Origin of the sequence: Mesorhizobium sp. B2-4-1, assembly GCF_006442185.1 — a bacterium.
GTDB lineage: Bacteria > Pseudomonadota > Alphaproteobacteria > Rhizobiales > Rhizobiaceae > Mesorhizobium.
Genome location: NZ_VFVN01000003.1, coordinates 306,259 through 332,572 on the forward strand (window position 1 = coordinate 306,259; position 26,314 = coordinate 332,572).

Here is a 26,314-nt window from a genome sequence, read left to right on the forward strand (position 1 = left end):
CGAACAATGCTTCAGGACAAAGACCGCATCTTCACCAACATCTACGGCCTCTTCGACAAGTCGCTGGCCGGCGCAATGGCGCGAGGCGCCTGGGACAACACGCCCAGCATCGTCGCCAAGGGGCGCGAGTGGATTGTCAACGAGATGAAGGCGTCGGGCCTGCGCGGCCGCGGCGGCGCCGGTTTCCCGACCGGCTTGAAATGGTCGTTCATGCCCAAGCAGAGTGACGGCCGGCCGAGCTATCTCGTCATCAATGCCGACGAATCCGAGCCCGGTACCTGCAAGGACCGCGACATTCTGCGCAACGATCCGCACACGCTGGTCGAAGGCGCCTTGCTCGCCGGCTTCGCCATGGGCGCGGTCGCGGCCTACATCTATGTGCGCGGCGAGTTCATCCGCGAGCGCGAGGCGCTGCAGCGTGCCATCGACGAGGCCTATGAGGCCAAGCTGATCGGCAAGGGCAACACTTCAGGCTACGATTTCGACGTCTATATGCACCATGGCGCCGGGGCTTATATCTGCGGCGAGGAGACGGCGCTGCTCGAAAGCCTCGAGGGAAAGAAGGGCCAGCCCAGGCTGAAGCCACCATTTCCGGCCAATGTCGGCCTTTATGGCTGCCCGACGACGGTCAACAACGTCGAATCGATCGCTGTGGCGCCGACGATCCTGCGTCGGGGCGCGGCCTGGTTCTCATCCTTCGGCCGGCCCAACAATGTCGGCACCAAGCTGTTCTGCGTCTCCGGCCACGTCAACAATCCGTGCACCGTCGAAGAGGCGATGTCGATCCCGTTCCGCGAGCTGATCGAGACGCATTGCGGCGGCATCCGTGGCGGCTGGGACAATCTTCTGGCGGTCATTCCTGGCGGCGCCTCGGTGCCGCTGGTGCCGGCCGAGCAGATCATCGATACGCCGATGGATTTCGACGCGCTGCGCGACCTCAAATCCGGCCTCGGCACGGCGGCCGTCATCGTCATGGACAAGTCGACCGATGTCGTCAAAGCCATCGCGCGGCTGTCCTACTTCTACAAGCATGAGAGCTGCGGCCAATGCACGCCGTGCCGTGAAGGCACCGGCTGGATGTGGCGGGTGATGGAACGGCTGGTGCGCGGCGAGGCGCAGAAGCGCGAGATCGACATGCTGCTCGACGTGACCAAGCAGGTCGAAGGCCACACGATCTGCGCGCTGGGCGACGCGGCCGCTTGGCCGATCCAGGGCCTGATGCGGCACTTCCGCGGCGAGGTGGAGCGGCGCATCGACGAGTTTTCGCGCAACGCGCACCGGGCCGAGCCGGTGTTGGTGGCGGCGGAATAGAGAAGCATTGAATGGCGATAGCCCGGAGCGAGAAGAACGGGGCGGGGCGAACGAAGAAACGACCAGGAGAATTCTATGGCGCCGTATTCGACACCCCACCCGTTGATGCCCAATTTGGACCAGATCGAGAAGATGAACCAGGACCTGACCAGGATGATGCCGAAGGAGATGGCCGGCGCCGTCAACCTTCTGGCGCACCCTGTCGCGGGCGCGGCGGCGATGTCGGCTCTGGGACTTGGGCTCGCCAACCACGCTTTCGGCGTCTGGTTGGGCGCGCTGTCGGGCGCAGCCGAGGCGTCGCAACGCCTCATGCAGCCGCTCATCGAGGATTTCGAGGCGCGCGTGGAACAATTCGAGGATGCGAGCCTTTCATCCACCAGAGCGCGGGCGACGGCCAAGACCCTGATTGCGGAGGCGCAGTCCTTCGCGCAGGAAGTCACCGACATTGCCGCCAGGGAGGCCGCCACCACGGTGCCGGCGGCACAGGCGGGGCGGTCAGCGGACGAGCTTTCGGATGTGCTGCTGCCCGAGGATTTCCGGCAGCCCAAGGCTATCGAGAGGCCGGCGAAGCCTTCGGATCTCAAGAAGATATCGGGCATCGGCCCGAAGCTGGAGACGGTGCTCAACGGGCTCGGCATATGGACGTTCCGCCAGATCGCCGACTGGTCGCCCGAAGAGATCGCCTGGGTCGACGACTACCTGTCGTTCAACGGCCGTATCGTGCGCGACGACTGGATTGCCCAGGCGGCTGTGCTGGCCGCGAAGAAGTGAGTGAAATGCCGGGCGCCGCGTCTGTCGCGCCCGGGAAATGAGATTGCGGGAAATCCGCAGAGGTTTGAGGCGAATGGCAAAGCTCAAGGTCGACGGGAAAGAAATCACTGTACCCGACCATTACACGCTGCTGCAGGCGGCAGAGGACGCGGGCGCGGAAGTGCCGCGCTTCTGCTTCCACGAGCGGTTGTCGATCGCCGGCAATTGCCGCATGTGCCTGATCGAGGTGAAGGGCGGGCCGCCCAAGCCGCAAGCGTCCTGCGCCATGGGCGTGCGCGACCTGCGTCCCGGTCCGAACGGAGAAGCGCCGGAAATCTTCACCAACACGCCGATGGTCAAGAAGGCCAGGGAAGGCGTGATGGAATTCCTGCTGATCAACCATCCGCTGGATTGCCCGATCTGCGACCAGGGCGGCGAATGCGACCTGCAGGACCAGGCGATGGCCTTCGGCGTTGATTCCTCGCGCTATCACGAGAACAAGCGCGCGGTCGAAGACAAGTATATCGGCCCGCTGGTCAAGACGGTGATGAACCGCTGCATCCACTGCACGCGCTGCGTTCGCTTCACCACCGAGGTTGCCGGCATTTCCGAACTCGGCCTGATCGGCCGCGGCGAGGATGCCGAGATCACCACCTATCTCGAGCAGGCGATGACCTCGGAGCTGCAGGGCAATGTCATCGACCTGTGCCCCGTCGGCGCGCTGACCTCCAAGCCTTTCGCCTTCCAGGCACGGCCGTGGGAACTGACCAAGACCGAATCCATCGACGTCATGGATGCCGTCGGCTCGGCGATCCGCGTCGACAGCCGCGGCCGCGAGGTGATGCGCATCCTGCCGCGCGTCAACGAGGCGGTGAACGAGGAGTGGATCTCCGACAAGACCCGCTTCATCTGGGACGGCCTGCGCACGCAGCGTCTCGACCGGCCCTATGTACGCAAGGACGGTAAGCTGGTCCCGGCGAGCTGGGCCGAGGCCTTCACGGCGATCAAGGACGCCGTGTCGAAGACTACGCCCGAGGAGATCGGCGCCATAGCGGGCGATCTTGCCGCGGTCGAGGAAATCTACGCGCTGAAGCTCCTGATGGCCGCACTCGGTTCGAAGAACATGGATTGCCGCCAGGACGGCGCCGCGCTCGACCCGTCGCTTGGCCGGGCAAGCTACATTTTCAACCCCACCATCGAAGGCATCGAACAGGCGGACGCGGTGCTGATCATCGGCGCCAATCCGCGCTTCGAAGCCTCGGTGCTCAACGCCCGCATCCGCAAGCGCTGGCGGGTCGGCAATCTGCCGGTCGGCGTCATCGGCGATGTCGGGGATACACGCTATGACTACGAACTGCTGGGCGCAGGGCCGGAATCGCTCAAGGATCTGGCCGACGGCGATGGCAAGTTCTTCCAGGTGCTGAAGAAGGCCACGCATCCGCTCATCATCGTCGGCCAGGGCGCGCTGGCACGCCCCGATGGCGCGGCGGTGCTCGGCCAGGCAGCGAAGCTCGCCATGGCCGTGAACGCCGCGCGCGCGGACTGGAACGGCTTTGCCGTGCTGCACAATGCGGCTGGACGCGTCGGCGGCCTCGACCTTGGCTTCGTGCCGAGCGAGGGCGGCAGGAACGTCGCCGGCATGCTGGGCGAGACGGACGTGCTGTTCTTGCTGGGCGCCGACGAGATCGACATGGCAAAGACCGGCGGCGCTTTCGTGGTCTATGTGGGCACCCATGGCGATGCCGGCGCGCACCGCGCCAACGTCATCCTGCCGGGCGCTGCCTACACCGAGAAGTCGGGCACCTATGTCAACACGGAAGGGCGCGTGCAGCAGACCAACCGCGCCGGCTTCGCGCCGGGCGACGCGCGCGAGGATTGGGCCATCATCAGGGCATTGTCGGATGTACTGGGCAAGAAGTTGCCGTTTGATTCGCTGCCGCAGCTGCGCGCTAAACTCTACGGCGAATACCCGCATCTTGCCCGCATCGACCAGGTTGCTGCGGGCAATGCCGAGGATATCGCCAATGTGGCGAAGCTTGGTGGACGGCTGAACAAGGGCACGTTCACGTCGCCGGTCCAGGATTTCTACCTGACCAACCCGATCGCGCGGGCCTCTGCCGTGATGGCGGAGTGCTCTGCGCTGGCCAAGAGCGGCTTCAAGCAGGCGGCGGAATAAGCATGGACACCTTCTTCTCCTTCTACGTGCTGCCGGCGCTGATCATCGTGTTGAAGTCGGTCGTGCTGATCGTCGTGCTTCTCATCGCCGTCGCCTACCTGCTCTATGCCGACCGCAAGATCTGGGCGGCGGTGCAACTTCGCCGCGGCCCGAACGTCGTCGGCCCCTGGGGCACGCTGCAGGCCTTTGCCGACCTGTTGAAGTTCGTCTTCAAGGAGCCGGTGATCCCGTCCGGCGCCAACAAGGGCGTGTTCCTTTTGGCGCCGTTGGTATCGGCGGTTCTGGCGATCTCGGCCTGGGCGGTCATTCCGGTCAGCCAGGGCTGGGCCGTCGCCAACGTCAATGTGGGTATCCTCTATGTCTTCGCCATCTCCTCGCTCGAGGTCTATGGCGTGATCATGGGCGGCTGGGCGTCCAATTCGAAATATCCGTTCCTCGGGGCGCTGCGTTCGGCCGCACAAATGGTGTCCTACGAGGTCTCGATCGGCTTCGTCATCGTCACCGTGCTGCTTTGCGTCGGCTCGCTCAACCTGTCCGACATCGTGCTGTCGCAGCAGGATGGGCTCGGCACCAGGCTCGGCCTGCCCAACACCTTCCTCGACTGGCACTGGCTGTCGCTGTTGCCGATGTTCGTCATCTTCTTCATCTCGGCGCTAGCCGAGACGAATCGCCCGCCTTTCGACCTCGTCGAAGCCGAATCGGAACTGGTCGCCGGCCACATGGTCGAATATTCGTCGACGCCGTTCCTGCTGTTCTTCCTCGGCGAATATGTCGCCGTCGTGCTGATGTGCGCGCTGGCCACCATCCTGTTCCTCGGCGGCTGGCTGCCGCCGTTCGACTTCGCGCCCTTCACCTGGGTGCCGGGGGTGATCTGGTTCGTGCTCAAGATCTGCCTGATGTTCTTCATGTTCTCCATGGTGAAAGCGTTCGTGCCGCGTTACCGCTACGACCAGCTGATGCGGCTTGGCTGGAAGGTGTTCCTGCCGATCTCGCTGTTCATGGTGGTGCTGACCGCCGCCTTCCTCAAGATCACGGGGTTTGCGTGATGTCCGCTCTGTCCCAGGCCGCCAAATCGCTGCTGCTGAAGGATTTCGTCAGCGCCTTCTTCTTGTCGATGCGCCAGTTCTTCGCGCCGAAGGAGACGATCAATTATCCGCACGAGAAAGGGCCGGTGAGCCCACGCTTCCGGGGCGAGCATGCCTTGCGCCGTTATCCCAATGGCGAGGAACGCTGCATCGCCTGCAAATTGTGCGAGGCGATCTGTCCGGCGCAGGCCATCACCATCGAGGCCGGCCCGCGCCGCAACGACGGCACGCGCCGTACCGTGCGCTACGACATCGATATGGTGAAGTGCATCTATTGCGGCTTCTGCCAGGAAGCCTGCCCGGTCGACGCCATCGTCGAGGGGCCGAATTTCGAATTCGCGACCGAGACGCGCGAGGAACTCTACTACGACAAGGACAGGCTGCTGGCGAATGGCGACCGGTGGGAGCGCGAACTGGCGCGCAACATCTCGCTGGACGCACCGTACCGCTGATATCGCATGGACAGGGGCGAGGGCCCTTGTCCGGGGATGACCCGAAGCATTTCAGGCAAGGTCATCCCTCAGGACTTCAGAGTTGCCCATGTTTCTTTGCGCCGGGTCTTTCAACCCGGTTGGAACATGGGCTAGGACAACGCGGCTTCGCACCGGAGGCGGAACGAAGCCACAGACACAAACAGGACGAACGTCCTGTTTGGACAGGAACCCGGGGGAACCCCAATGCTGAGTGGACTAGAGGCGGCCTTTTTCTACCTCTTCGCCTTTGTCGCCGTGGCGTCGGCGTTCATGGTCATTTCGTCGCGCAACCCCGTGCATTCGGTGCTGTTCCTGATCCTGACCTTCTTCAACGCCGCCGGCCTGTTCATGCTGACAGGCGCCGAGTTCCTGGCGATGATCCTGCTCGTCGTCTATGTCGGCGCTGTCATGGTGCTGTTCCTGTTCGTCGTCATGATGCTCGACGTCGATTTCGCCGAGATGAAGGAGGGCGCTCTGCAATATGCGCCGATCGGCGCGCTGGTCGGACTGATCCTGGCGGCGGAACTGATCGTGGTGCTCGGCGGCTATACCTTCGCGCCGCAGCTCGCCTCGACGGTATCGAAGCCGATTCCCGATCTCGCGGCGCGCTCGAATACGGCAGCGCTCGGCGACATCCTCTATACGGACTACCTCTACTACTTCCAGATCTCGGGCCTCGTGCTGCTGGTGGCCATGATCGGTGCCATCGTTTTGACGCTGCGCCACAAGGAAGGGGTCAAGCGGCAGTCGATCGCAGCCCAGGTCGCCCGCACGGCGGCGACGGGCATGGAAATCCGCAAGGTCAAGTCGGGCGAAGGAGTCTGAGATGGTCGTCGGCATCGCACATTATCTGACCGTATCGGCGATCCTTTTCACGCTCGGCGTGTTCGGCATCTTCCTGAACCGTAAGAACGTGATCGTCATCCTGATGTCGGTCGAGTTGATCCTGCTTGCGGTCAATATCAATTTCGTCGCCTTTTCGGCGGCTCTCGGCGACCTCGTCGGCCAGGTGTTCGCGCTGTTCGTGCTGACGGTCGCGGCGGCGGAGGCCGCCATCGGACTTGCCATTCTCGTCGTCTTCTTCCGCAACCGCGGCTCGATCGCGGTCGAAGACGTGAACATGATGAAGGGTTGACGGAACCACCATGTACCAGGCCATCGTCTTCCTTCCGCTGCTCGGCTTCCTGATCGTCGGCCTGTTCGGCACTTCGCTCGGCGCCAAGGCGTCCGAATACATCACCTCCGGATTCCTGGTGATCGCGGCGGTGCTGTCGTGGGTTGCTTTCTTCACCGTCGGTTTCGGCCATGGCGAGGTGTTCACCGTGCCGGTGCTGCGCTGGATCCAGTCCGGCGGACTGGAGGCGTCCTGGGCGCTCAGGATCGACACTCTGACTGTGGTCATGCTGGTGGTGGTCAACACCGTGTCGGCGCTGGTCCATATCTACTCGATCGGCTACATGCACCACGATCCGAACCGGCCGCGTTTCTTCGCCTATCTGTCGCTGTTCACCTTCGCCATGCTGATGCTGGTGACGGCCGACAACCTCGTGCAGATGTTCTTCGGTTGGGAAGGGGTGGGCCTGGCGTCCTACCTGCTGATCGGCTTCTGGTACAAGAAGCCCTCGGCCAACGCCGCGGCCATCAAGGCCTTCGTCGTCAACCGCGTCGGCGATTTCGGCTTCGCGCTCGGCATCTTCGGCGTGTTCGTGCTGTTCGGCTCGGTCAATCTCGGCACCATCTTCGCCAATGCGGCGACGTTCATCCCGGCTGAAGGCGCCCCGCAAGGTGCTGCGGTGCTGACCTTCCTCGGCCATGCGCTGGACAAGCAGGCGGCGATGACGATCGTCTGCCTGCTGCTGTTCATGGGCGCCATGGGCAAGTCGGCGCAGGTGCCGCTGCACACCTGGCTGCCGGACGCCATGGAAGGTCCGACGCCGGTCTCGGCGCTCATCCATGCCGCCACCATGGTGACGGCCGGCGTGTTCATGCTGGCGCGGCTGTCGCCGCTGTTCGAGCTGTCGCATTCGGCGCTGACGGTGGTGACCTTCATCGGCGCCTTCACCGCCTTCTTCGCGGCGACCGTCGGCCTGGTCCAGAACGACATTAAGCGCGTCATCGCCTATTCGACCTGCTCGCAACTTGGCTACATGTTCGTGGCGCTCGGCGTCGGCGCCTATGGTGCGGCGATCTTCCACCTGTTCACGCATGCCTTCTTCAAGGCGCTGCTGTTCCTCGGCTCGGGCTCGGTCATCCATGCGGTTTCCGACGAGCAGGACATGCGCAAGATGGGCGGCCTGAGGACGCTGATCCCGACGACCTACTGGATGATGGTAATCGGCACCCTGGCGCTGACCGGCGTCGGCATTCCGGTCACCGTTATCGGCACCGCCGGGTTCTTCTCCAAGGATGCCATCATCGAGACGGCCTTTGCCGGGCATAATTCCGTGGCGGGCCTCGCCTTCGTGCTGCTGGTGATCGCCGCCGGCTTCACCTCCTTCTATTCCTGGCGGCTGATCTTCATGACCTTCCACGGCAGGCCGCGGGCGAGCCATGAGGTGATGCACCATGTCCATGAATCGCCGCCGGTGATGCTGGTGCCGCTGTTCGTGCTGGCGGCGGGCGCGCTGTTTGCCGGCATCATCTTCCACGGTGCCTTCATTGGCGAAGGCTATGCCGAATTCTGGAAGGCGTCGCTGTTCACACTGCCGGACAATCACATCCTGCACGACATTCACGAACTGCCGCTATGGGTCGAGCTGTCGCCGTTCATCGCCATGCTGATCGGCCTGGCGCTGGCGTGGAAGTTCTACATCCGCTCGCCGGAAATGCCGGTCAATCTGGCCGCCCAGCATCGCGGGCTCTATGCCTTCCTGCTCAACAAATGGTATTTCGACGAGCTCTATGACTTCCTCTTTGTGCGGCCGGCCAAACGCCTCGGTTCCTTCCTGTGGAAGACCGGCGACGGCACCGTCATCGATGGTCTCGGGCCTGACGGCATTTCGGCACGCGTCGTCGATGTCACCAACCGCGTCGTCAAGTTGCAGACCGGCTATCTCTATCACTATGCCTTCGCCATGCTGATCGGCGTTGCCGCATTCGTCACCTGGATGATGCTCTGATGACCGCTTGGCCAATTCTCTCGCTGGTCACCTTCCTGCCGTTGGTTGGTGTGCTGCTCATCCTGTTCATCAACGACGACAGCGAAAACGCACGCCGCAACATCCGCGCCATCGCGCTGCTGACGACGACGTTCACCTTCATCGTCTCGCTGTTCATCTGGACCGGCTTCGACAATTCGCAAGCCGGCTTCCAGTTCGTCGAGAAGGTCGCCTGGCTCGATTCCGGCATCTCCTACCATATGGGCGTCGACGGCATTTCGATGCTGTTCGTCATTCTGACCACATTCCTGATGCCGCTCTGTATCCTGGCGTCGTGGGAAGCGATCGAGAAGCGCGTCAAGGCCTACATGATCGCCTTCCTGCTGCTCGAAACGCTGATGATCGGCGTGTTCTGCGCGCTCGACATCGTGCTGTTCTACGTCTTCTTCGAAGCCGGCCTGATCCCGATGTTCATCATCATCGGCGTCTGGGGCGGCAAGCGCCGCGTCTATGCCTCCTTCAAGTTCTTCCTCTACACGCTCGCCGGCTCGGTGCTGATGCTGCTCGCCATCATGGCGATGTTCTACCAGTCCGGCACGACCGATATCCCGACGCTGTTGACGCACAATTTCCCCGCCAACATGCAGACATGGCTGTGGCTCGCCTTCTTCGCCTCCTTCGCGGTGAAGATGCCGATGTGGCCGGTGCATACCTGGCTGCCGGATGCGCATGTCGAGGCGCCGACAGCCGGTTCGGTGATCCTGGCCGCCATTCTGTTGAAGATGGGCGGATACGGCTTCCTGCGGTTCTCCTTGCCGATGTTCCCGCTGGCCTCCGAGATGTTCGCGCCGCTGGTCTTCGCACTTTCGGTCGTCGCCATCATCTACACCTCGCTGGTGGCGCTGATGCAGGAGGACATGAAGAAGCTGATCGCCTATTCGTCGGTCGCCCATATGGGCTTCGTGACCATGGGCATCTTCGCCATGAACCAGGAAGGCGTGCAGGGCGCGATCTTCCAGATGCTCAGCCACGGCCTGGTCTCGGGCGCGCTGTTCCTGTGCGTCGGCGTCATCTATGACCGCATGCACACGCGTGAGATCGCCGCCTATGGCGGCCTGGTCAACAACATGCCGAAATACGCCACCGTGTTCCTGATCTTCACCATGGCCAATGTCGGCCTGCCGGGCACGTCAGGCTTCGTCGGCGAGTTCCTGACCATGCTCGGCGTGTTCCGGGTCAATACCTGGGTGGCGTTCTTCGCTGCCACCGGCGTCATCCTGTCGGCCGCCTACGCGCTTTGGCTCTACCGCCGGGTGATCTTCGGCGCGCTGACCAAGGACAGCCTCAAGGGCCTGCTCGACCTGTCGACACGCGAGAAGGCGATCATCTATCCGCTGGTTGTGCTGGTCATCTTCTTCGGCGTCTATCCCGCTCCCGTCTTCGACGCGACGGCCCAGTCGGTCAAGTCGCTCGTCACCAATGTCACCGCATCCATCGGCGCCGCGCAGACCGCGGCGGCGAACTGACCCAGGGGTTTTGCGAACCATGACGCCGGACCTTCTCTCCAGCCTGTCGCTCTCGACGCCCGAGCTGATCCTTGCCATCGGCGCGCTCGCGCTGCTGATGGTCGGGGCCTATTCGCGCGCCAACACCGCCAACACCGTAACCGGCCTTGCCGTCGCCGTGCTGGTGATATCGGGCGCCTGGCTGATCTTCTCCACCGGGCAGGGCAGCGCCTACGGCAATGCCTTCATCCAGGATTCTTTTGCCCGCTTCATGAAGCTGCTGGCGCTGGTGGGCTCGGCGGTGACGCTGATCATGTCGATGCGCTTCGCCAGGGCGGAGCGGTTCGACAAGTTCGAATATCCGGTGCTGATCCTTCTGTGCACGCTCGGCATGATGCTGATGATCTCGGCCAACGGCATGATCGGGCTCTATCTCGGCCTCGAGCTTCAGTCGCTGGCGATCTATGTCTTGTGCGCGATCAACCGCGAGAACCTGCGCTCGACCGAGGCGGGCCTGAAGTACTTCGTCCTCGGCGCACTATCATCGGGCATGCTGCTGTATGGCATCAGCCTGGTCTATGGCTATACCGGCAACACCGGCTTCCAGGAGATCGCGACGGCGCTGGGCGGCGGTGAGCGCCAGCTTGGCCTCGTCTTCGGCCTGGTCTTCGTGCTGGCCGGCCTCGCCTTCAAGATCTCGGCGGTGCCGTTCCACATGTGGACGCCCGACGTCTATGAGGGCGCGCCGACACCGGTGACGGCTTTCCTGGCGGCGGCACCCAAGATGGCGGCTATGGCGCTGATCGTGCGCGTCACCATGGGCGCGTTCAAGCCGATCGCTTCCGACTGGCAGCAGATCATCGTCTTCATCTCGATCGCGTCGATGGCGCTCGGCTCTTTCGCGGCGATCGGCCAGACTAATATCAAGCGCCTGATGGCCTATTCCTCGATCGGCCATATGGGCTACGCGCTGGTTGGCCTTGCCGCCAACAGCCAGGCCGGCGTGCGCGGCGTCGCCATCTACATGCTGATCTATCTGGTGATGACGCTCGGCACCTTCGCCTTCATCCTCGCCATGCGGCGCAAGGAAGGCAATGTCGAGCAGATCAGCGACCTGGCAGGCCTGTCCTCGACCAACCCGATCATGGCGACGATCCTGACCATCCTGATGTTCTCGCTGGCCGGCATCCCGCCGCTCGCCGGTTTCTGGGGGAAGTGGTACGTCTTCCTCGCCGCCATCAATGCCAACCTCTACGCGCTGGCGATCATCGGCGTGCTGGCCTCGGTGGTGGGCGCCTATTATTACCTGCGCATCATCAAGATCATGTGGTTCGACGAACCGGTCGGCGGCTTCGTGCCGATGGCCAGTGAATTGCGCCTCGTACTCGGTGTCTCCGGCGCTTTCGTGCTGTTCTATGTGCTGATCGGCGGGCCGATCGGCACCTATGCCGAAGCCGCCGCCAAGACATTTTTCTGACGGGATGGCATTTCGGCTGGCTCCAACCTCGGCGTCGGAAGGATTCCGGCTGGAGGCGCATGACAGCGTCGGCTCCACCAATGCGCTGGCGCTGGATCACGCCCGGGCCGGCGACCCCGGCAGATTGTGGGTCGTTTCCAAGAAACAGGAAAGCGGGCGCGGGCGGCGCGGCCGCGTCTGGGCGACACCCGAGGGAAATCTGGCGGCGACGCTGCTCGTCCTCACCGGGGGCGAGCTTCGACTCGCCGCGACGCTCGGTTTCGTCGCCGGCCTGGCGCTGGCCGATGCGCTCGATGCCGTGGTGCCGGCGGGCCGGATCGCCATCGGCCTCGACGGCGGCAAGGAAGGCAAGAACCGTTTCGAGCTGAAATGGCCGAACGACGTGCTCGCCTCCGGCGCCAAGCTCGCCGGCATCCTGCTGGAATCGGCCATGCTGGACGGCGGCCGTTTCGCGGTGGCGGTCGGCATCGGCGTCAATGTTGTGGCGTACCCTGAGGATTTGCCGTATCCCGCGACGTCGCTTCACGCACTGGGTGCGGCATGCGATGCCGAAACGCTGTTCCTGGCGCTGTCGGATGCTTGGAGCGAGAATGCCCGCCTGTGGGACGACGGGCGCGGACTTGCCGCCGTCAGGCGGCGCTGGCTGGCACGCGCGGCAGGGCTTGGCGGCGAGGTTGCTGTCAGAATTGACGGTAATGTGGTGCGCGGGGTGTTCGAGACCATTGACGAGGACTGCCGTTTCGTGATCCGCGACGATGAGGGCTCGGTTTTGACGATCGCCGCCGGCGATGTGCATTTCGGCGCGGTCGCATCCGCCCGGGTATAGTTTTGTTTTTGCGCAATTCCAGACGGAAAACCGTTACAGACTTTTCCCGGAATTGCTTCAATGGCTTGGCCTGAGGGCCAGGAAGGAAAAAATCATGGCGAAAGCGGAAAACGCCGAACTCGTCTTCGTGCCGCTGGGCGGCGTCGGCGAGATCGGTATGAACTTCGCTCTCTACGGCTATGGTCCGCCGAGCGCGCGCGAATGGATCGTCATCGACGTCGGCGTCACCTTTCCCGACGCGGCGCATCCGGGCGTCGACCTGATCCTGCCAGACACGCGCTTCATCGAAGAGAACATCGCCAATTTGCGCGGTATCGTGATCACCCACGCGCATGAGGACCACTATGGCGCGCTGCTGGATATCTGGCCGAGGCTCAAGGCGCCGGTGTGGATGACGCCGTTCAGCGCCGGGCTGCTGGAAGCCAAGCGCCAGGGCGAGCAGGGCGCGCCGAAGATCCCGCTGACCATCTACCGCGCGGGCGAAAAATTCACCGTCGGTCCGTTCGAAATCGAGGCGATCCCGGTCGCGCATTCGATTCCCGAACCGATGTCGCTGGCCATCACCTCGCCGGCAGGCACCGTCATCCACACCGGCGACTGGAAGATCGACCCGGCGCCGACGATCGGACCCAAGACCGACGAAGCACGGTTCCGCGCCTATGGCGACAAGGGCGTGCTGGCGCTGGTCTGCGATTCGACCAATGCAATGCGCGAAGGCGAATCGCCATCGGAAGTCGCGGTCGGCGAGGGGCTGAAAGGGGTTATCCAGGCCGCCAAGGGCCGCGTCGCCGTTACCACCTTCTCGTCCAATGTCGGCCGTATCGTTTCCATCGCCAAGGCGGCGCGCGATGCCGGCCGTCAGTGCCTGGTGCTCGGCCGTTCGCTGAAGCGCGTCATCGATGTCGCCGGCGAACTCGGCTACATGGACGGTCTGCCGGAGTTCATCGCCGAGGAGGATTTCGGCTTCATTCCGCGCGAAAACCTGGTCGTCATCTGTACCGGAAGCCAGGGCGAGCCGCTGGCGGCCCTTGCCAAGCTCTCGCGCGACGAGATGAAGTCGGTGTCGCTGACGGCCGGCGACACGGTGGTGTTTTCCTCGCGTACCATTCCCGGCAACGAGAAGGCGATCCTCGAAATTAAGAACCGCCTCGTCGATCTCGGCATCAAGATCATCGAGGACGGCGATGCGCTGGTGCATGTCTCCGGCCATCCGCGGCGCAGCGAATTGCGCAAGATGTATGAATGGGTACGGCCGCAGATCGGTGTTCCAGTGCATGGCGAGGCCGCGCATCTGGTGGCCCAGGGCTCGCTGATGTCGACGTCGGGCATCGGCCAGGTGGCGCAGGTGCGCGACGGCGACATGCTGCGGCTTGCTCCCGGCCCTGCCACGATCATCGACCAGGTGCCGTTCGGCCGCATCTACAAGGACGGCAGGTTGATCGGCACCGACCAGGCGATGGGCATTCGCGACCGTCGCAAACTGTCCTTTGCCGGCCATGTCGCGGTCAATGTGGTGCTGGACGAGAAGTATGAGCTCGCCGGCGATCCCGATCTCGTCGCAATCGGCGTCGCCGAGGCCGACGCCAGGGGCGAGACGCTGGAGGACCTGATGATCGATGCGGCAATCGGCGCGGTGGACTCCATCCCCCGTCAGCGCCGAAAAGATCTCGATCTGGTGCAGGAGGCGGTACGCCGTGCCGTACGTGGCGCCGCCAACGAAGCCTGGGGCAAGAAACCGCTGGTGACTGTATTCGTCACGCGGTGACGAATAGGGGAATAGGGGAATAAGGCAGTAGGGGAGTAGGGGAGAATGAGCCGTTGCTTTTCTTCTGTCTTGTTTCCCTACTCCCTTACTCCCCTAAAGCGGAGCGCTCTATGCTTGGACGCCTGAACCATGTCGCGCTTGCGGTGCCGGATCTGGCTGCGGCTGTCGCTTGCTATCGCGACACGCTAGGCGCCGAAGTGAGCGAACCACAGGCGCTGCCCGGGCATGGCGTCACCGTGGTGTTCGTCAATGTCGGCAACACCAAGATCGAGTTGCTGGAGCCGCTCGGCGAGGGTTCGCCGATCGCGGCTTTCCTCGAGAAGAACCCGTCGGGCGGCATGCACCATCTCTGCTATGAGGTCGACGATATCCTTACCGCGCGGGACCGGCTCCAGGCGGCCGGCGCCCGGGTTCTGGGCGACGGCAAGCCGAAGACCGGCGCGCATGGCAAGCCTGTGCTGTTCCTGCATCCGAAGGATTTCTTCGGCACGCTGATCGAACTGGAGCAACCATGAGCTGGGTTTCGTTCACCGCACTGTTTTTCGCGACCTGGTGGGTGGTGCTGTTTGCCGTTCTGCCGTTCAGCGTCAGGACGCAGGATGACGATCGTGACGTGACGCTGGGCACGGTGCCTAGCGCGCCGCGCGGACCACATATGCTGCGTGCGGTGATCCGCACCACCGTCGCCACGGCGGTGCTCATGGGCATTTTCTACGGCCTGACGCACGGGCTGGGATATAGCCTCAACGACATCCCGCACATCGTGCCGGAATTCGGCCAGGCCACGGCAAAATAGCAGCATTCAAACCGGCTCTTGCGCTTCGGGCGAGGTCATGCCGCCATTCGGCGCCGGCTCATCTGTTCAGGCTTCAAAAATCATGACGCAGGGTAAGGTGGTTTGGCAACGCATTGCGCTAAGCAGGTGATTGCACAAAAAAAATGCAAGGCACAAGGCCTTGCAATTTAAACGCGTCCGATCTGTTTCCGGTTTCCGGCGGCAGCGAGTAACCGCGCCTAGATCGCATCCTCCCAAGACTTTGACCGCGTAGGAGAACAGATTTTTCTCTGCTCTCTCGGTTATCGGGGCACATTAGCCCAACGGAAATGAAAATGTCACGAAGAATTTTGCCTTGAAACGGGCATTCTCGTGCTGCACTGCACAATAGTACGGCAGGCTTTGCTTGGGAAACCACCAGCCGGGCGTTTTATGCAACCGTGGCTCCTTCGATCGTCCAGCATTCGCGGCGCGCGCGAGGGGTGCTCAAAACGTTTTCATTCCGCGCGCCACGCCGTTCGAAAGGTGAATTTCCGATTTCCGGGTCGATGCGTCCGGGTTCCCATTGCGCCATGAAATGGCTATGAAGCCGGGGCAAGCAAGCCTGCGTCGCACCGATTCTGGCGCGGCCTCCTCATTCACGGACCAGTTCATGCGTTTGTCGCGCTATTTCCTGCCCATCCTCAAAGAGAATCCGCGCGAGGCGGAGATCGTCTCGCATCGGCTGATGCTGCGCGCCGGCATGATCCGCCAGCAGGGGCAGGGCAGTTTTTCCTGGCTGCCGCTGGGCAAACGGGTCCTGGACAAGGTCTGCCAGATCATCCGCGAGGAACAGAACCGCGCCGGCGCGCTGGAAATCCTGATGCCGACCATCCAGTCGGCTGACCTTTGGCGCGAAAGCGGCCGCTATAACGACTACGGCAAGGAGATGTTGCGCATCAAGGACCGCCAGGACCGCGACATGCTTTACGGCCCGACCAACGAGGAAATGGTCACCGAGATCTTCCGCGCCTATGTAAAGTCCTACAAGGACTTGCCGCTCAACCTCTACCACATCCAGTGGAAGTTCCGCGACGAGGTGCGGCCGCGCTTCGGCGTCATGCGCAGCCGGGAATTCCTGATGAAGGATGCCTACTCCTTCGATCTCGACTTCGAAGGCGCGAGAGCCGCCTACAACAGGATGTTCGTGTCCTACCTCCGGACCTTCACCCGCATGGGCCTACAGGCGATCCCGATGCGGGCCGACACCGGTCCGATCGGCGGCGATCTCAGCCATGAATTCATCATCCTGGCCGACACCGGCGAGAGCCAGGTGTTCTGCCATCGCGATTATCTGTCGCTCGGCGTGCCCGGAGCCAACACCGATTTCTCCAACGACGCCGAGATATCAGGCATCGTCAAGACCTGGACGACGCCTTACGCCGCGACCGACGAAATGCATGACGAAGCGGCCTGGGCTGAGGTTCCCGACAGCGACAAGGTTTCGGCGCGCGGCATCGAAGTCGGCCATATCTTCCATTTCGGCGAGAAATACTCCAAGCCGATGGGCGCCAAGGTGACCGGGCCTGACGGCAAGGATCATTTCGCTTCCGGCGGTTCCTATGGCATCGGCCCGTCGCGGCTGGTTGCGGCGATCATCGAAGCCAGCCATGACGAGAACGGCATCATCTGGCCGGAAGCGGTGGCGCCGTTCGACATCGGCCTGATCAACATGAAAGCCGGCGATGCCGATTGCGACCGCGTCTGCGATGAACTCAACGCAGCTTTCACCGCCGCCGGCAAGGATGTGCTCTATGACGACACCGACCAGCGGCCGGGCGGCAAGTTCGCCACCGCCGACCTGATCGGCTTGCCCTGGCAGGTGATCGTCGGACCGCGCGGCGTGGCCGCCGGCGAGGTCGAGATCAAGAACCGCAAGACCGGCGAGCGCGTGACGCTGCCGATCGCCGATGCGAAAAAACGCTTCGGTGCCGCCGCATGAGCGAGGCGGCGGCAGCGAGACCGGCAGGCGCCGGACCGTTTTCCATCTTCGAACGCACGGTGGCGTGGCGCTATCTGCGCTCGCGACGCAAGGAGACGGTGATCTCGGTCATCGCCTCGATCTCCTTCCTCGGCATCATGCTGGGAGTGGCGACGCTGATCGTGGTGATGGCCGTCATGAACGGGTTCAGGGCCGAGCTGCTCACCCGCATCCTCGGCGTAAACGGCCATCTGATCGTGCAGCCGCTGGATTCGCCGCTTGAGGACTATGCGCAGGTCGCCGGCCGCATCAACGGCGTGGCCGGCGTGAAATACGCCATTCCGCTGATCGACGGCCAGGTGCTGGCGCAAGGTAATGTCGGCGGCGGCTCCGGCGCGCTGGTGCGCGGCATCAGGGGCGAGGACCTGGGCAAGATTGCCATCGTAGCCAACAACATCAAGCAGGGCTCGATCGCCGATTTCGACACGGGCGAGGGCGTCGCCATCGGCAAGCGCATGGCGGAGAATCTCGGCCTGGCGCTCGGCGACACGATCACGCTGATCTCGCCGGACGGCGACGTGACGCCGCTCGGCACGACGCCGCGCATGAAAGGCTACAAGATCGCGGCGATCTTCGAAGTCGGCATGTCGGAATATGACGCCTCCATCGTCTACATGCCCTTTTCCGAGGCGCAGCTCTATTTCAACATGGATGGGCGAGCCCAGACGATCGAGATCTATGTCGACAATCCCGATGATGTCGACGCGCTGAAACCGAAGGTGGAAGAGGCGGCGCAGCGACCCATCGACCTCGTCGACTGGCGGCAGCGCAACGAGACCTTCTTTTCCGCCCTGCAGGTGGAGCGCAACGTCATGTTCATGATCCTGACGCTGATCGTGCTGGTGGCGGCGCTCAACATCATCTCCGGGCTGGTCATGCTGGTGAAAGACAAGGGGCACGACATCGCCATCCTGCGCACCATGGGCGCCTCGCGCGGCGCCATCCTGCGCATCTTCCTGATGACGGGCGCGGCGATCGGCGTCACCGGCACCATCGCCGGCGTGCTGCTCGGCGTGGTCATCTGCCTCAACATCGAATCGATCCGCGAGTTCTTTTCCTGGATGACGGGCAAGGTGCTGTTCAATCCGGAGCTCTATTTCCTCAGCCAGTTGCCGGCGAAGATGGATCCGCGCGAGACGACCTATGTCGTCATCATGGCGCTCGGCCTGTCCTTCCTGGCGACGTTGTTTCCGGCATGGCGGGCGGCCCGCCTCGATCCGGTCGAAGCGCTGAGGTACGAATGATGGCGCAGGCCATTATCGAGTTGAAGAGCGTCGAGCGGCACTATGTCCAGGGGCCGCGCAAGCTCACCATTCTGAACGGTGCGGACTTCTCGCTGAAGCGCGGCGAGATGGTGGCGCTGGTGGCGCCGTCCGGCACCGGCAAATCGACGCTGCTGCATACGGCAGGGCTCTTGGAACGGCCCGACGCCGGCGACGTGATTCTCTCCGGCCGGGCCTGCGGCCGGCTATCCGATGACGAGCGCACCTCGATCCGCCGCAACGATGTCGGCTTCGTCTACCAGTTCCACCATCTGCTGCCGGAGTTTTCGGCGCTGGAAAACATCATGATGCCGCAGCTCATCAAAGGGCTGCCGCGCAAGGAGGCGGCCGAGCGCGCGGCGCAGCTGCTCGACTACATGCAGATCGGCAAGCGCGCATCGCACCGGCCGTCCGAACTGTCGGGCGGCGAGCAACAGCGCGTGGCAATCGCACGCGCGGTCGCCAATGCGCCGCTGGTGCTGCTGGCGGACGAGCCCACCGGGAATCTCGACCCGGTCACTGCCTCCTATGTGTTCGAGGCGCTGGAGGCATTGGTGCGGCAATCCGGCCTCGCGGCGCTGATCGCCACCCACAATCACCAGCTGGCAGCGCGCATGGACCGGCGCGTCACCCTGGCCGAGGGCAAGGTGGTGCCGCTCTAAGGGGTACCTCGATGTCCGCTGCGAGATTGGGTTCAACCTTAACAACGTCCAGCGAGATTTCCGCGGGTTTAGTTTGCCTTCGGGGATACTGATCCCTCCGGGAGTCCTCTGGATCAGAACCGCCAGTGAGCCTTCAGTGCGATCAGGGCGGAAGAGATCGCGGTCATCACCAGGATGAGCAGCCAGGGTCACAAAGTTGCGCGAGAGGCGCCACCGGCGGCCTTGCCTCATGCGCTTTCGCCAGCGATCAGCTTGATTGGCGCCTTGGTGTTGCCTCACGTCCATCACTCGGCAGTCGTAGCTTACCCACTATTGTCTCTACTGAGATTGAGGGCAGCAGGCGCTCATCCCATACGCTAACTGACGATAGCGTCGCCGACATCTTCCTGACCTGTTGATAGGTCCCGCGCCGTCAACCTTTTCTTAACCCTGCCGGTTTGATCGCTCGAAAATTCCGGCTGCGGACGGATTCCGCTCGTTGACTTTGAAACAAAATTAGAACAAATTGCGAACATATCAACAACAGGAGAGAGTTATGACCGATCTGGTTCAGGATGTCATCTCGCTGGTTTGCATGAGCACCTTCCTCATTTCCATGGCGATCTGGATCGGAGCCATGTGAGGTGACTGTCTCTGCCGTCGCTGTTCCGGCGGACGAAAGTCCGCTTTGCCGTTAAGCCTTTCTTGCCGCCCATGGCGCTAGGGTGTCGCTCCTGAAAGCAGGAGCGCCGCGTGTCGCCCATCGTCGCCGCCTTCCTCGTCGCCAGCAATCTAGGGCTGATTTTTCTCCTGATGAGCGTGCCGCTTGGTTTGCGCACAATCAGGCTCAGCCGCACGGTCGCGGCCGACCGGCAGCGTCTGTGGCAGGCGCTGTGGCCGCTCGGGAGCAATGCCGGCTGGTCCGGCGAAATCCTCTCGGCAGAGATGCTGGGCGAGGGAGTGGTCCGCACCAGAATGTCCTGGGAGGGCCGGGACGGCCTGCCGATCGAACGCAAGGCCCTGCTCGAGAATGTCGTGCATGGCAGGTGCTTTTCGATGCGCGTCATCGAGGACACGGCGCTCGATCCGTCTTTCTGGGCGCATTATCGGGAAACCGCGCAGTTGGTCTCGATTGGCGAGGCCACCCGGGTTACGCTCACCCAGACCGACCGTTACCGCGGCGTGGCCTTCCTGGCGTTCCGCTATTTCGCCATGCGCCGCGAACTCGCCAAGCTGGATGGCTGGGCCAGGACAGGGCGGTATCGCAAGGGCGGCTGGTTCGAACATCCGCTGAGCCAGCTCGGCTTCGCCGCTCTCTCGGCATTCATCCTGTGGCCGTTCTTCGGGCTTCACCGCGGCGGGCTTGCTCTGGCCGCGATCCTGACTTCCGTTGTCGCCCTGCACGAGCTCGGCCACATGGCGGCATTCCGCCTGATGGGCCATCGCAGGGCGCGCATGATCTTCATCCCGCTGCTCGGCGGCCTCGCCATTGGCGGCCGGCCCTATGACAGCCGTTTCGAAGTTGCGTTCGTGGCGCTGATGGGCGCCGGGTTCTCTGCTTTCCTGGTGCCGTTGGCGATGATGGGCAGCACGTTTGCAAGCGCGGAAGGGCACTGGCTTGCCGCGACATTGCTGGCGACACTGGCGGGCTGTGCTGCCCTGTTCAACATCGCCAATCTGGTGCCGGTGTGGAAATTCGATGGCGGCCAGGTGCTGCGCCAGATCTGCCCGGGGCCGGTCGCGCTGACGCTGGCCTCCTTCTTCCTGCTCTCGGCGTTCCTGGCGCTTGGCTGGCGGGCCGGCTTTTCCATCGGCTTTCTGCTCGCGGCCGGCGCGGTCTTTGCAATCCTCAGCCTTCTGACAGCGGGCAGCGGGGTGAGGCCGCGCCACGAACTGAAGCCGATCCGCACGGCCGACCGTTTCGTCATCGCCGGCGCGCTGCTGGCGGTGTTCGTCATCCACGGTTATGGAGTGCTCTGGGCGTCGGCACGGCTGATCTGAGCTGTCCGGGAAGCGTTCAGCCGGCCTCGCGGGCTGTTTCCAAGGGCAAGGCCGTAGCCGGGCCGAAGACATCCTCGAACGCTGATTTCAGCGCCAGATCGAGATCGGCCATCGTCACCGGCAGTCCGAGATCGACGAGGCTGGTGACGCCGTGGTCCTGCACGCCGCACGGCACGATACCGCTGAAATGGCCGAGGTCCGGCTCGACATTGATGGCGATACCGTGAAAACTCACCCAGCGCCTGAGCCGAATGCCTATTGCCGCGATCTTGTCCTCGGCGGCAGAGCCGTCCGGCAGGGCAGGGCGATCGGGCCGCACCACCCAGACGCCGACGCGATCCTCACGGCGCTCGCCATTGACGTTGAAGGCGGCGAGCGTGCCGATGATCCATTGTTCGAGGGCGGCGACGAAGGCGCGCACATCCTCCCGGCGGCGTTTCAGGTCGAGCATGACGTAGGCGACGCGCTGGCCCGGCCCATGATAGGTGTATTCGCCGCCGCGGCCGGCCGAAAACACCGGGAACCGGTTGGCGTCGATCAGGTCCTCGCTGCGCGCACTCGTGCCGGCGGTATAGAGCGGCGGATGCTCGACCAGCCAGACCATCTCGCCGGCGGCCCCGCTGCGGATCGCTTCGGCGCGCGCCTCCATGAAGGCAAGCGCCTCGGGGTAGGCGGTGAGGCCGGGCTCGATCGCCCATTCGACGGGCGCCGAACCGGTCAAAGGCAGGAACGACGTGGCGATCTGGCTGCGTTCTGGCATGGGATGTCTCTTGTTGTACTCCATATGGCGATATCGGGCCGAAACGTCCAGTTCGCGGTGCATTTTGGCGCTTTGATCCGTTATGGCAATTCCCAGCGATTAAATGCTCGGGGCGCACTTGTTTCGCCGGAAACGATTTGCTACACGCCGCGAGCCGGTCGGTTCCGGCTCCTACCACGTGCGGTCGTGGCGGAATTGGTAGACGCGCAGCGTTGAGGTCGCTGTGGGGCAACCCGTGGAAGTTCGAGTCTTCTCGACCGCACCATTCTCTCTCCCCAGAATCTGATTTGTAGCGGCACCTCCAGCCCTACGGACACCGCGCATTTCGTTTGATATTCCCGCGCGTTACGCCAGTTTCTTTTTGAGCGTCGGATTTTCCCGAAACCGGTTTCCACTTTCGGGTCCGATGTTCTAGACCTGAGATGCACCTTTTCCAGGATTGCAATGGCGGGAGGCGCTGGTGGAAGGCCAGGACGAACGGACGACCGGCGCTGGGGTCGCTGACGAACACCGCGCCGACATCTACGGTGAGGACGGCGCTGTCCTTTCGTCCTTTCTCGCCCAGATCGGCGCGGCGATCGCCGACCGCGATACGCTCACGCTCAAGCGTGAGGTCGACGACCTGCACCAGTCGGAAATGGGCGACCTGATCGAGGCGCTGCATCCCGACCAGCGGCGCGCCCTTGTCGAGCTTTTGGGGGCCGACTTCGATTTTTCCGCGCTGACCGAGGTCGACGAGGCGATCCGCATGGACATCGTCGACAATCTGCCCAACGCGCAGATTGCCCAGGCGGTGCAGGAACTCGATTCCGACGACGCGGTCTACATCCTCGAGGATCTCGAACCGGAGGACCAGGACGAGATCCTGTCGCAGCTGCCGTTTACCGAGCGCATCAGGCTACGTCGCTCGCTCGACTACCCCGAGGAGACCGCCGGGCGGCGCATGCAGACGGAGTTCGTCGCGGTGCCGCCGTTCTGGACGGTCGGCCAGACCATCGACTACATGCGCGAGGACAAGAACCTTCCCGACCGCTTCAGCCAGATCTTCGTCATCGACCCGAGCTTCAAGCTGCTTGGCGCCATAGACCTCGACCAGATCCTGCGCACCAAGCGCTCGGTCAAGGTCGAGGAGGTCATGCATGAGACGCGGCACGCCATTCCGGCCACGATGGACCAGGAAGAGGCCGCGCGGGAGTTCGAGCAATATGACCTTCTGTCCGCCGCCGTCGTCGACGAGAACGAGCGGCTGGTCGGCGTGCTGACCATCGACGACGTCGTCGACGTCATCCAGCAGGAAGCCGAGGAAGATCTCCTGCGCATGGGCGGCGTCGGCGACGAAGAGCTTTCCGACAGCATCTTTTCGACCTCGCGTTCGCGTGTGCCATGGCTGCTTGTCAATCTCCTGACCGCCTTCCTTGCGGCATCGGTGATCGGCCTGTTCGACCACACGATCGAGCGCATCGTGGCGCTCGCCGTGCTGATGCCGATCGTGGCCGGGATGGGCGGCAATGCCGGTTCGCAGACCATGACCGTCACCGTGCGGGCGCTGGCGACAAGGGATCTCGACATCTACAATGCCGGCCGCATCATTCGCCGCGAGATAGGCGTGGGCTTCATCAACGGCATCGTTTTCGCCATATTGATCGGCATCGTAGCCGCCGTCTGGTTCCGCGATGCCAATCTGGGCGGCATCATCGCCGCGGCCATGATCATCAACATGTTCGTTGCGGCCCTTGCCGGCATCCTGATCCCGCTGCTGCTCGACCGCTTCAAGGTCGATCCCGCGGTCGCTTCGGCGGTCTTTGTCACCACGGTCACCGACGTCGTTGGTTTCTTCGCTTTTCTGGGCCTTGCCACGTGGTGGTTCGGCGTCCATTGATCCGGCTCAATTGACTTTTACGTAAATGCCGTGCGAGGCTCGGCGACAGGCAGACTGCGGCCGATTCCGGCAGGTCTGCCGCGGACGGAGAGCAGCAGTCGCCAATCTCCGGCTATGGGGCGAGAATGCGGGAATATTATTCGATCACCGAGCTGACGCGCGAATTCGACGTGTCGACGCGGACGCTGCGGTTCTACGAGGACGAGGGACTGGTGCAGCCGGTGCGGCGGGGCCGCACGCGGCTGTTTCGTCCATCCGACCGACACCTGATCCGGCAGATCATGCGCGGAAAACGGCTCGGCTTCTCGATCAACGAGATCCGCGAAATCATCCAGATGTACAAGGAACCGCCCGGCGAGGTCGGCCAGCTCAAGCTGATGATCAAGCGCATCGAGGAAAAGCGCGAGGATCTGAGGCAAAAGCGCCGCGACCTCGAGGAGACATTGGCCGAACTCGACCAGGCCGAGGAATCCTGCGTTGAGCGGCTGGTGGAGCTCGGGGTTAATACGTAGCGGCCTTCCAGGCAGGACAATCGCTTTAGAGTCGGCGCCGCCCCTCATCGCCCTGCCGGGCACTTCTCCCCGTATAGTGACGGGGAGAAGGGGGCTGACCGTGATCTCGGTCTCTTTCCTGCAACGCTGGTGGCTGGCGAAACCGCTGATGACAGCGCCCCTCTCCCCGTCACTATACGGGGAGAGGATGCCGGCAGGCAGGTGAGGGGCGGCGCCGACATCGACAAATTGTTGGTCTCCGCCACAAATCGGAAACCGTTATCTTCCCGATATGGCTCTGGCAGCCGGCGTTCAGATGCTCAAATCCAGCGCCGCACTCTTTTGGCATAGTCGCGGTATTTTTTGCCGAACTTTGCCGACAGCATCTTTTCTTCCTTTTCCACCGCGACCTTCTGCGTGACGAAGGCGGCGACGAAGGCGAGCGGCAGGAACCAGACCATCCCGGAGATGAAGGCAACGCCGATCAACAGCAGCGTGTTGGCGAGGTACATCGGATTGCGGGTGATGCCGAAAGGACCCGTGGTGACCAAATGGTCCGGCACGGCGTTGGGGTTGAGCGTGGTCTTGGCCCGCGTCATGGTGCGGATGGCGGTGAACCAGAGTGCGGCGACGCCGAACAGCGCCACCCAGCCGGCCGCGTAGAGGAGGTCGCCCAGGAGGTCGCCGATCCAGGGCAGGGGAAAAAGCAAGCCGAGCGCGATGCTGATGGCGATGGCGGCGATATAGATCAGCGGCGGCCATGGTATTAGCCCAGGTTTGGGCAGGGTCTCGGTCATTCGACACCTTCCTCCGTCATCTTGCTGTCGGTCTGGGCCGTGCAGGTGCCGGCGAGATCCGCCAGATGCGCTCTCCATTCGGCGGTCTGGTCGTTCTTGTAGAGCCGATCAAGCGTTGCCTCGCCCTCCAGCGTGTCCAGCATGCACCCACAATAGCTCGAACAGAACTTGCTGTCGCGCTGCTGCTCGCACGAGATCTGGCAGGTCTTGAGAAAGTTCACCTGCGGGGTTTCGACCTTGGCCGGCATTACTTGCGAGAACAACCAGACACTGCCGATCAGCAGCGGCTGGTGAATCAGGTAGAAGGCCAGGCTGTGCCGGCCGATGAAGCCCAGCGGGTTGGACCAGCGCCCGGGTGCCACATCCGCCAGGCGCGCCAAGGCGCCGAAGCCGGAGGCAAGCTTGGTCGCTCCGAGGCCCACAAGCACCGCACCGAACCACGGGAACAGCGGGACATAGTCGTTGGAGTGTGGGTTGACCGCGGAAAGGCCGACCCACCACAGCCAGGGGTGATCGAACGATTCCAGCCGAAAATAGAAGGGAATGGCGATGACCGCCGCGGCGATCGGCAGTGTGAGCAGCGCCGGCAGGCGCAGGAATGCCAGCCCGAGCAGGCTCGCCAGCGCGATCTGGTGCAGGATGCCGAAGAAGATCCACCCGTCCGGCGTGGCGATACGGGTGGCGACCGAAATGGCGATCGCCGCTCCGACGACCATGGCGAAGCGTCTCCAGAAGCCGTTCCAGCGGATCTCTTTGCCATGGGCGAGATACAGGCTGACGCCGACCAGGAACAGGAAGGTCGAGGCGATGCAGCGAGCATAGAACTTCCACCAGCCGAAGGCGGTCAGGCCGGGATCGGTGTAGCCGAAGAATTCCAGGTCCCAAGTGAAATGGTAGCTCGCCATGGCGACCAGCGCGATGCCGCGCAGCATGTCGATGGCGACGATTCGCTTGGTCTTCGGCAACTCCGCTGTGGGCATGGTCGGCGTCTGGATGCTCATGGTCTCGCGATCTGATTCAGCCCCGCACGAGGACTATCACGGTTACGCCGGACAAAAGAAGGCCGTGAGCTTCGATACGGACGATCAGCCGGCGCTGCATCAGGCACCCCTTTAGGCCAGCACCGGAAAGCCTTTGACCGGCTTCGTTTTAACCGGGGCACGTCGGTTTCCTGTTACCGGTCGCGAAATGATGGCCGCAGATTTGGCTGGTGATTCTGCTT

At 63.1% G+C, this 26,314-nt stretch carries 23 protein-coding genes and 1 tRNA gene; 21 read left to right on the forward strand and 3 right to left on the reverse strand.

Going from position 1 to position 26,314, the window contains the following annotated elements; all coding sequences use genetic code 11:
- The first annotated feature begins 6 nt into the window (after positions 1-6).
- From nuoF to FJ949_RS10125, 18 genes are all read left to right on the forward strand, one after another.
- Positions 7-1,311 (forward strand): NADH-quinone oxidoreductase subunit NuoF, encoded by a 1,305-nt coding sequence (gene nuoF, locus FJ949_RS10040; protein WP_140495580.1) that lies wholly within the window; start codon positions 7-9, stop codon positions 1,309-1,311.
- A gap of 75 nt (positions 1,312-1,386) precedes the next feature.
- Positions 1,387-2,082, forward strand: coding sequence for an NADH-ubiquinone dehydrogenase (locus tag FJ949_RS10045; RefSeq protein ID WP_140495581.1), 696 nt, complete (start codon positions 1,387-1,389; stop codon positions 2,080-2,082).
- A 73-nt stretch (positions 2,083-2,155) separates the two neighbouring features.
- On the forward strand, positions 2,156-4,237 hold the full coding sequence (nuoG, locus tag FJ949_RS10050; protein WP_140495582.1) for an NADH-quinone oxidoreductase subunit NuoG: 2,082 nt from the start codon (positions 2,156-2,158) through the stop codon (positions 4,235-4,237).
- Positions 4,238-4,239: 2 nt separating this feature from the next.
- A complete protein-coding gene (nuoH, locus tag FJ949_RS10055; RefSeq protein WP_140495583.1) occupies positions 4,240-5,283 on the forward strand; it encodes an NADH-quinone oxidoreductase subunit NuoH in 1,044 nt (347 codons plus the stop codon).
- Positions 5,283-5,774, forward strand: a complete 492-nt coding sequence (gene nuoI / locus FJ949_RS10060) for an NADH-quinone oxidoreductase subunit NuoI (RefSeq protein ID WP_140495584.1) — start codon at positions 5,283-5,285, stop codon at positions 5,772-5,774. The genes nuoH and nuoI overlap by 1 nt, the downstream gene beginning before the upstream one ends.
- A gap of 225 nt (positions 5,775-5,999) precedes the next feature.
- On the forward strand, positions 6,000-6,620 hold the full coding sequence (locus FJ949_RS10065; RefSeq protein ID WP_140495585.1) for an NADH-quinone oxidoreductase subunit J: 621 nt from the start codon (positions 6,000-6,002) through the stop codon (positions 6,618-6,620).
- 1 nt (position 6,621) lies between these two features.
- Positions 6,622-6,930: an NADH-quinone oxidoreductase subunit NuoK gene (gene nuoK / locus FJ949_RS10070; protein ID WP_019858930.1), complete on the forward strand. Its 309-nt coding sequence runs from the start codon at positions 6,622-6,624 to the stop codon at positions 6,928-6,930.
- Positions 6,931-6,940: 10 nt separating this feature from the next.
- Positions 6,941-8,914 (forward strand): NADH-quinone oxidoreductase subunit L, encoded by a 1,974-nt coding sequence (nuoL, locus tag FJ949_RS10075; RefSeq protein ID WP_140495586.1) that lies wholly within the window; start codon positions 6,941-6,943, stop codon positions 8,912-8,914.
- Positions 8,914-10,419: an NADH-quinone oxidoreductase subunit M gene (locus FJ949_RS10080; protein WP_140495587.1), complete on the forward strand. Its 1,506-nt coding sequence runs from the start codon at positions 8,914-8,916 to the stop codon at positions 10,417-10,419. Before nuoL ends, FJ949_RS10080 begins: the two co-directional genes overlap by 1 nt.
- 19 nt (positions 10,420-10,438) lie before the next feature.
- A complete protein-coding gene (nuoN, locus tag FJ949_RS10085) occupies positions 10,439-11,875 on the forward strand; it encodes an NADH-quinone oxidoreductase subunit NuoN (protein WP_140495588.1) in 1,437 nt (478 codons plus the stop codon).
- A gap of 4 nt (positions 11,876-11,879) precedes the next feature.
- Positions 11,880-12,701 (forward strand): biotin--[acetyl-CoA-carboxylase] ligase, encoded by an 822-nt coding sequence (locus tag FJ949_RS10090; RefSeq protein ID WP_140495589.1) that lies wholly within the window; start codon positions 11,880-11,882, stop codon positions 12,699-12,701.
- A gap of 94 nt (positions 12,702-12,795) precedes the next feature.
- Positions 12,796-14,466 carry a ribonuclease J gene (locus FJ949_RS10095; RefSeq protein ID WP_140495590.1) on the forward strand — a complete coding sequence of 557 codons (1,671 nt, stop codon included), beginning with the start codon at positions 12,796-12,798 and terminating at the stop codon, positions 14,464-14,466.
- Between the two features lie 110 nt (positions 14,467-14,576).
- The gene (gene mce, locus FJ949_RS10100; RefSeq protein WP_140495591.1) at positions 14,577-14,981 is read left to right on the forward strand and encodes a methylmalonyl-CoA epimerase; all 405 of its coding nucleotides are present in this window, start codon (positions 14,577-14,579) and stop codon (positions 14,979-14,981) included.
- Complete coding sequence (locus FJ949_RS10105) at positions 14,978-15,262, forward strand: DUF1467 family protein (RefSeq protein ID WP_140495592.1); 285 nt, start codon at positions 14,978-14,980, stop codon at positions 15,260-15,262. The genes mce and FJ949_RS10105 overlap by 4 nt, the downstream gene beginning before the upstream one ends.
- A gap of 631 nt (positions 15,263-15,893) precedes the next feature.
- The gene (gene proS, locus FJ949_RS10110; protein WP_140495593.1) at positions 15,894-17,222 is read left to right on the forward strand and encodes a proline--tRNA ligase; all 1,329 of its coding nucleotides are present in this window, start codon (positions 15,894-15,896) and stop codon (positions 17,220-17,222) included.
- Positions 17,219-18,505 carry a lipoprotein-releasing ABC transporter permease subunit gene (locus tag FJ949_RS10115; protein ID WP_140495594.1) on the forward strand — a complete coding sequence of 429 codons (1,287 nt, stop codon included), beginning with the start codon at positions 17,219-17,221 and terminating at the stop codon, positions 18,503-18,505. The genes proS and FJ949_RS10115 overlap by 4 nt, the downstream gene beginning before the upstream one ends.
- Positions 18,502-19,185 (forward strand): ABC transporter ATP-binding protein, encoded by a 684-nt coding sequence (locus tag FJ949_RS10120; protein ID WP_181165304.1) that lies wholly within the window; start codon positions 18,502-18,504, stop codon positions 19,183-19,185. Before FJ949_RS10115 ends, FJ949_RS10120 begins: the two co-directional genes overlap by 4 nt.
- Before the next feature lie 732 nt (positions 19,186-19,917).
- A complete protein-coding gene (locus tag FJ949_RS10125) occupies positions 19,918-21,165 on the forward strand; it encodes a site-2 protease family protein (RefSeq protein WP_140495595.1) in 1,248 nt (415 codons plus the stop codon).
- Positions 21,166-21,181: 16 nt separating this feature from the next.
- Here FJ949_RS10125 and lipB read toward each other — a convergent pair whose 3' ends face one another.
- Complete coding sequence (gene lipB / locus FJ949_RS10130; protein ID WP_140495596.1) at positions 21,182-21,925, reverse strand: lipoyl(octanoyl) transferase LipB; 744 nt, start codon at positions 21,923-21,925, stop codon at positions 21,182-21,184.
- A gap of 180 nt (positions 21,926-22,105) precedes the next feature.
- Here lipB and FJ949_RS10135 point away from each other — a divergent pair.
- The 3 genes from FJ949_RS10135 (at position 22,106) to FJ949_RS10145 (ending at position 24,316) form a co-directional block, all read left to right on the forward strand.
- Positions 22,106-22,190: transfer RNA gene (locus tag FJ949_RS10135), tRNA-Leu, on the forward strand.
- A gap of 195 nt (positions 22,191-22,385) precedes the next feature.
- Entirely contained in the window at positions 22,386-23,804 is a 1,419-nt protein-coding gene (gene mgtE, locus FJ949_RS10140; RefSeq protein ID WP_140495597.1) for a magnesium transporter, read from the forward strand.
- Positions 23,805-23,929: 125 nt separating this feature from the next.
- A complete protein-coding gene (locus tag FJ949_RS10145) occupies positions 23,930-24,316 on the forward strand; it encodes a MerR family DNA-binding transcriptional regulator (protein WP_006203215.1) in 387 nt (128 codons plus the stop codon).
- Between the two features lie 299 nt (positions 24,317-24,615).
- Here the strand turns inward: FJ949_RS10145 and FJ949_RS10155 are convergent, their stop codons facing one another.
- A complete protein-coding gene (locus FJ949_RS10155) occupies positions 24,616-25,092 on the reverse strand; it encodes an isoprenylcysteine carboxylmethyltransferase family protein (RefSeq protein ID WP_140495598.1) in 477 nt (158 codons plus the stop codon).
- Positions 25,089-26,093, reverse strand: a complete 1,005-nt coding sequence (locus FJ949_RS10160) for a DUF1624 domain-containing protein (protein WP_140495599.1) — start codon at positions 26,091-26,093, stop codon at positions 25,089-25,091. The genes FJ949_RS10155 and FJ949_RS10160 overlap by 4 nt, the downstream gene beginning before the upstream one ends.
- Positions 26,094-26,314: the final 221 nt, after the last annotated feature.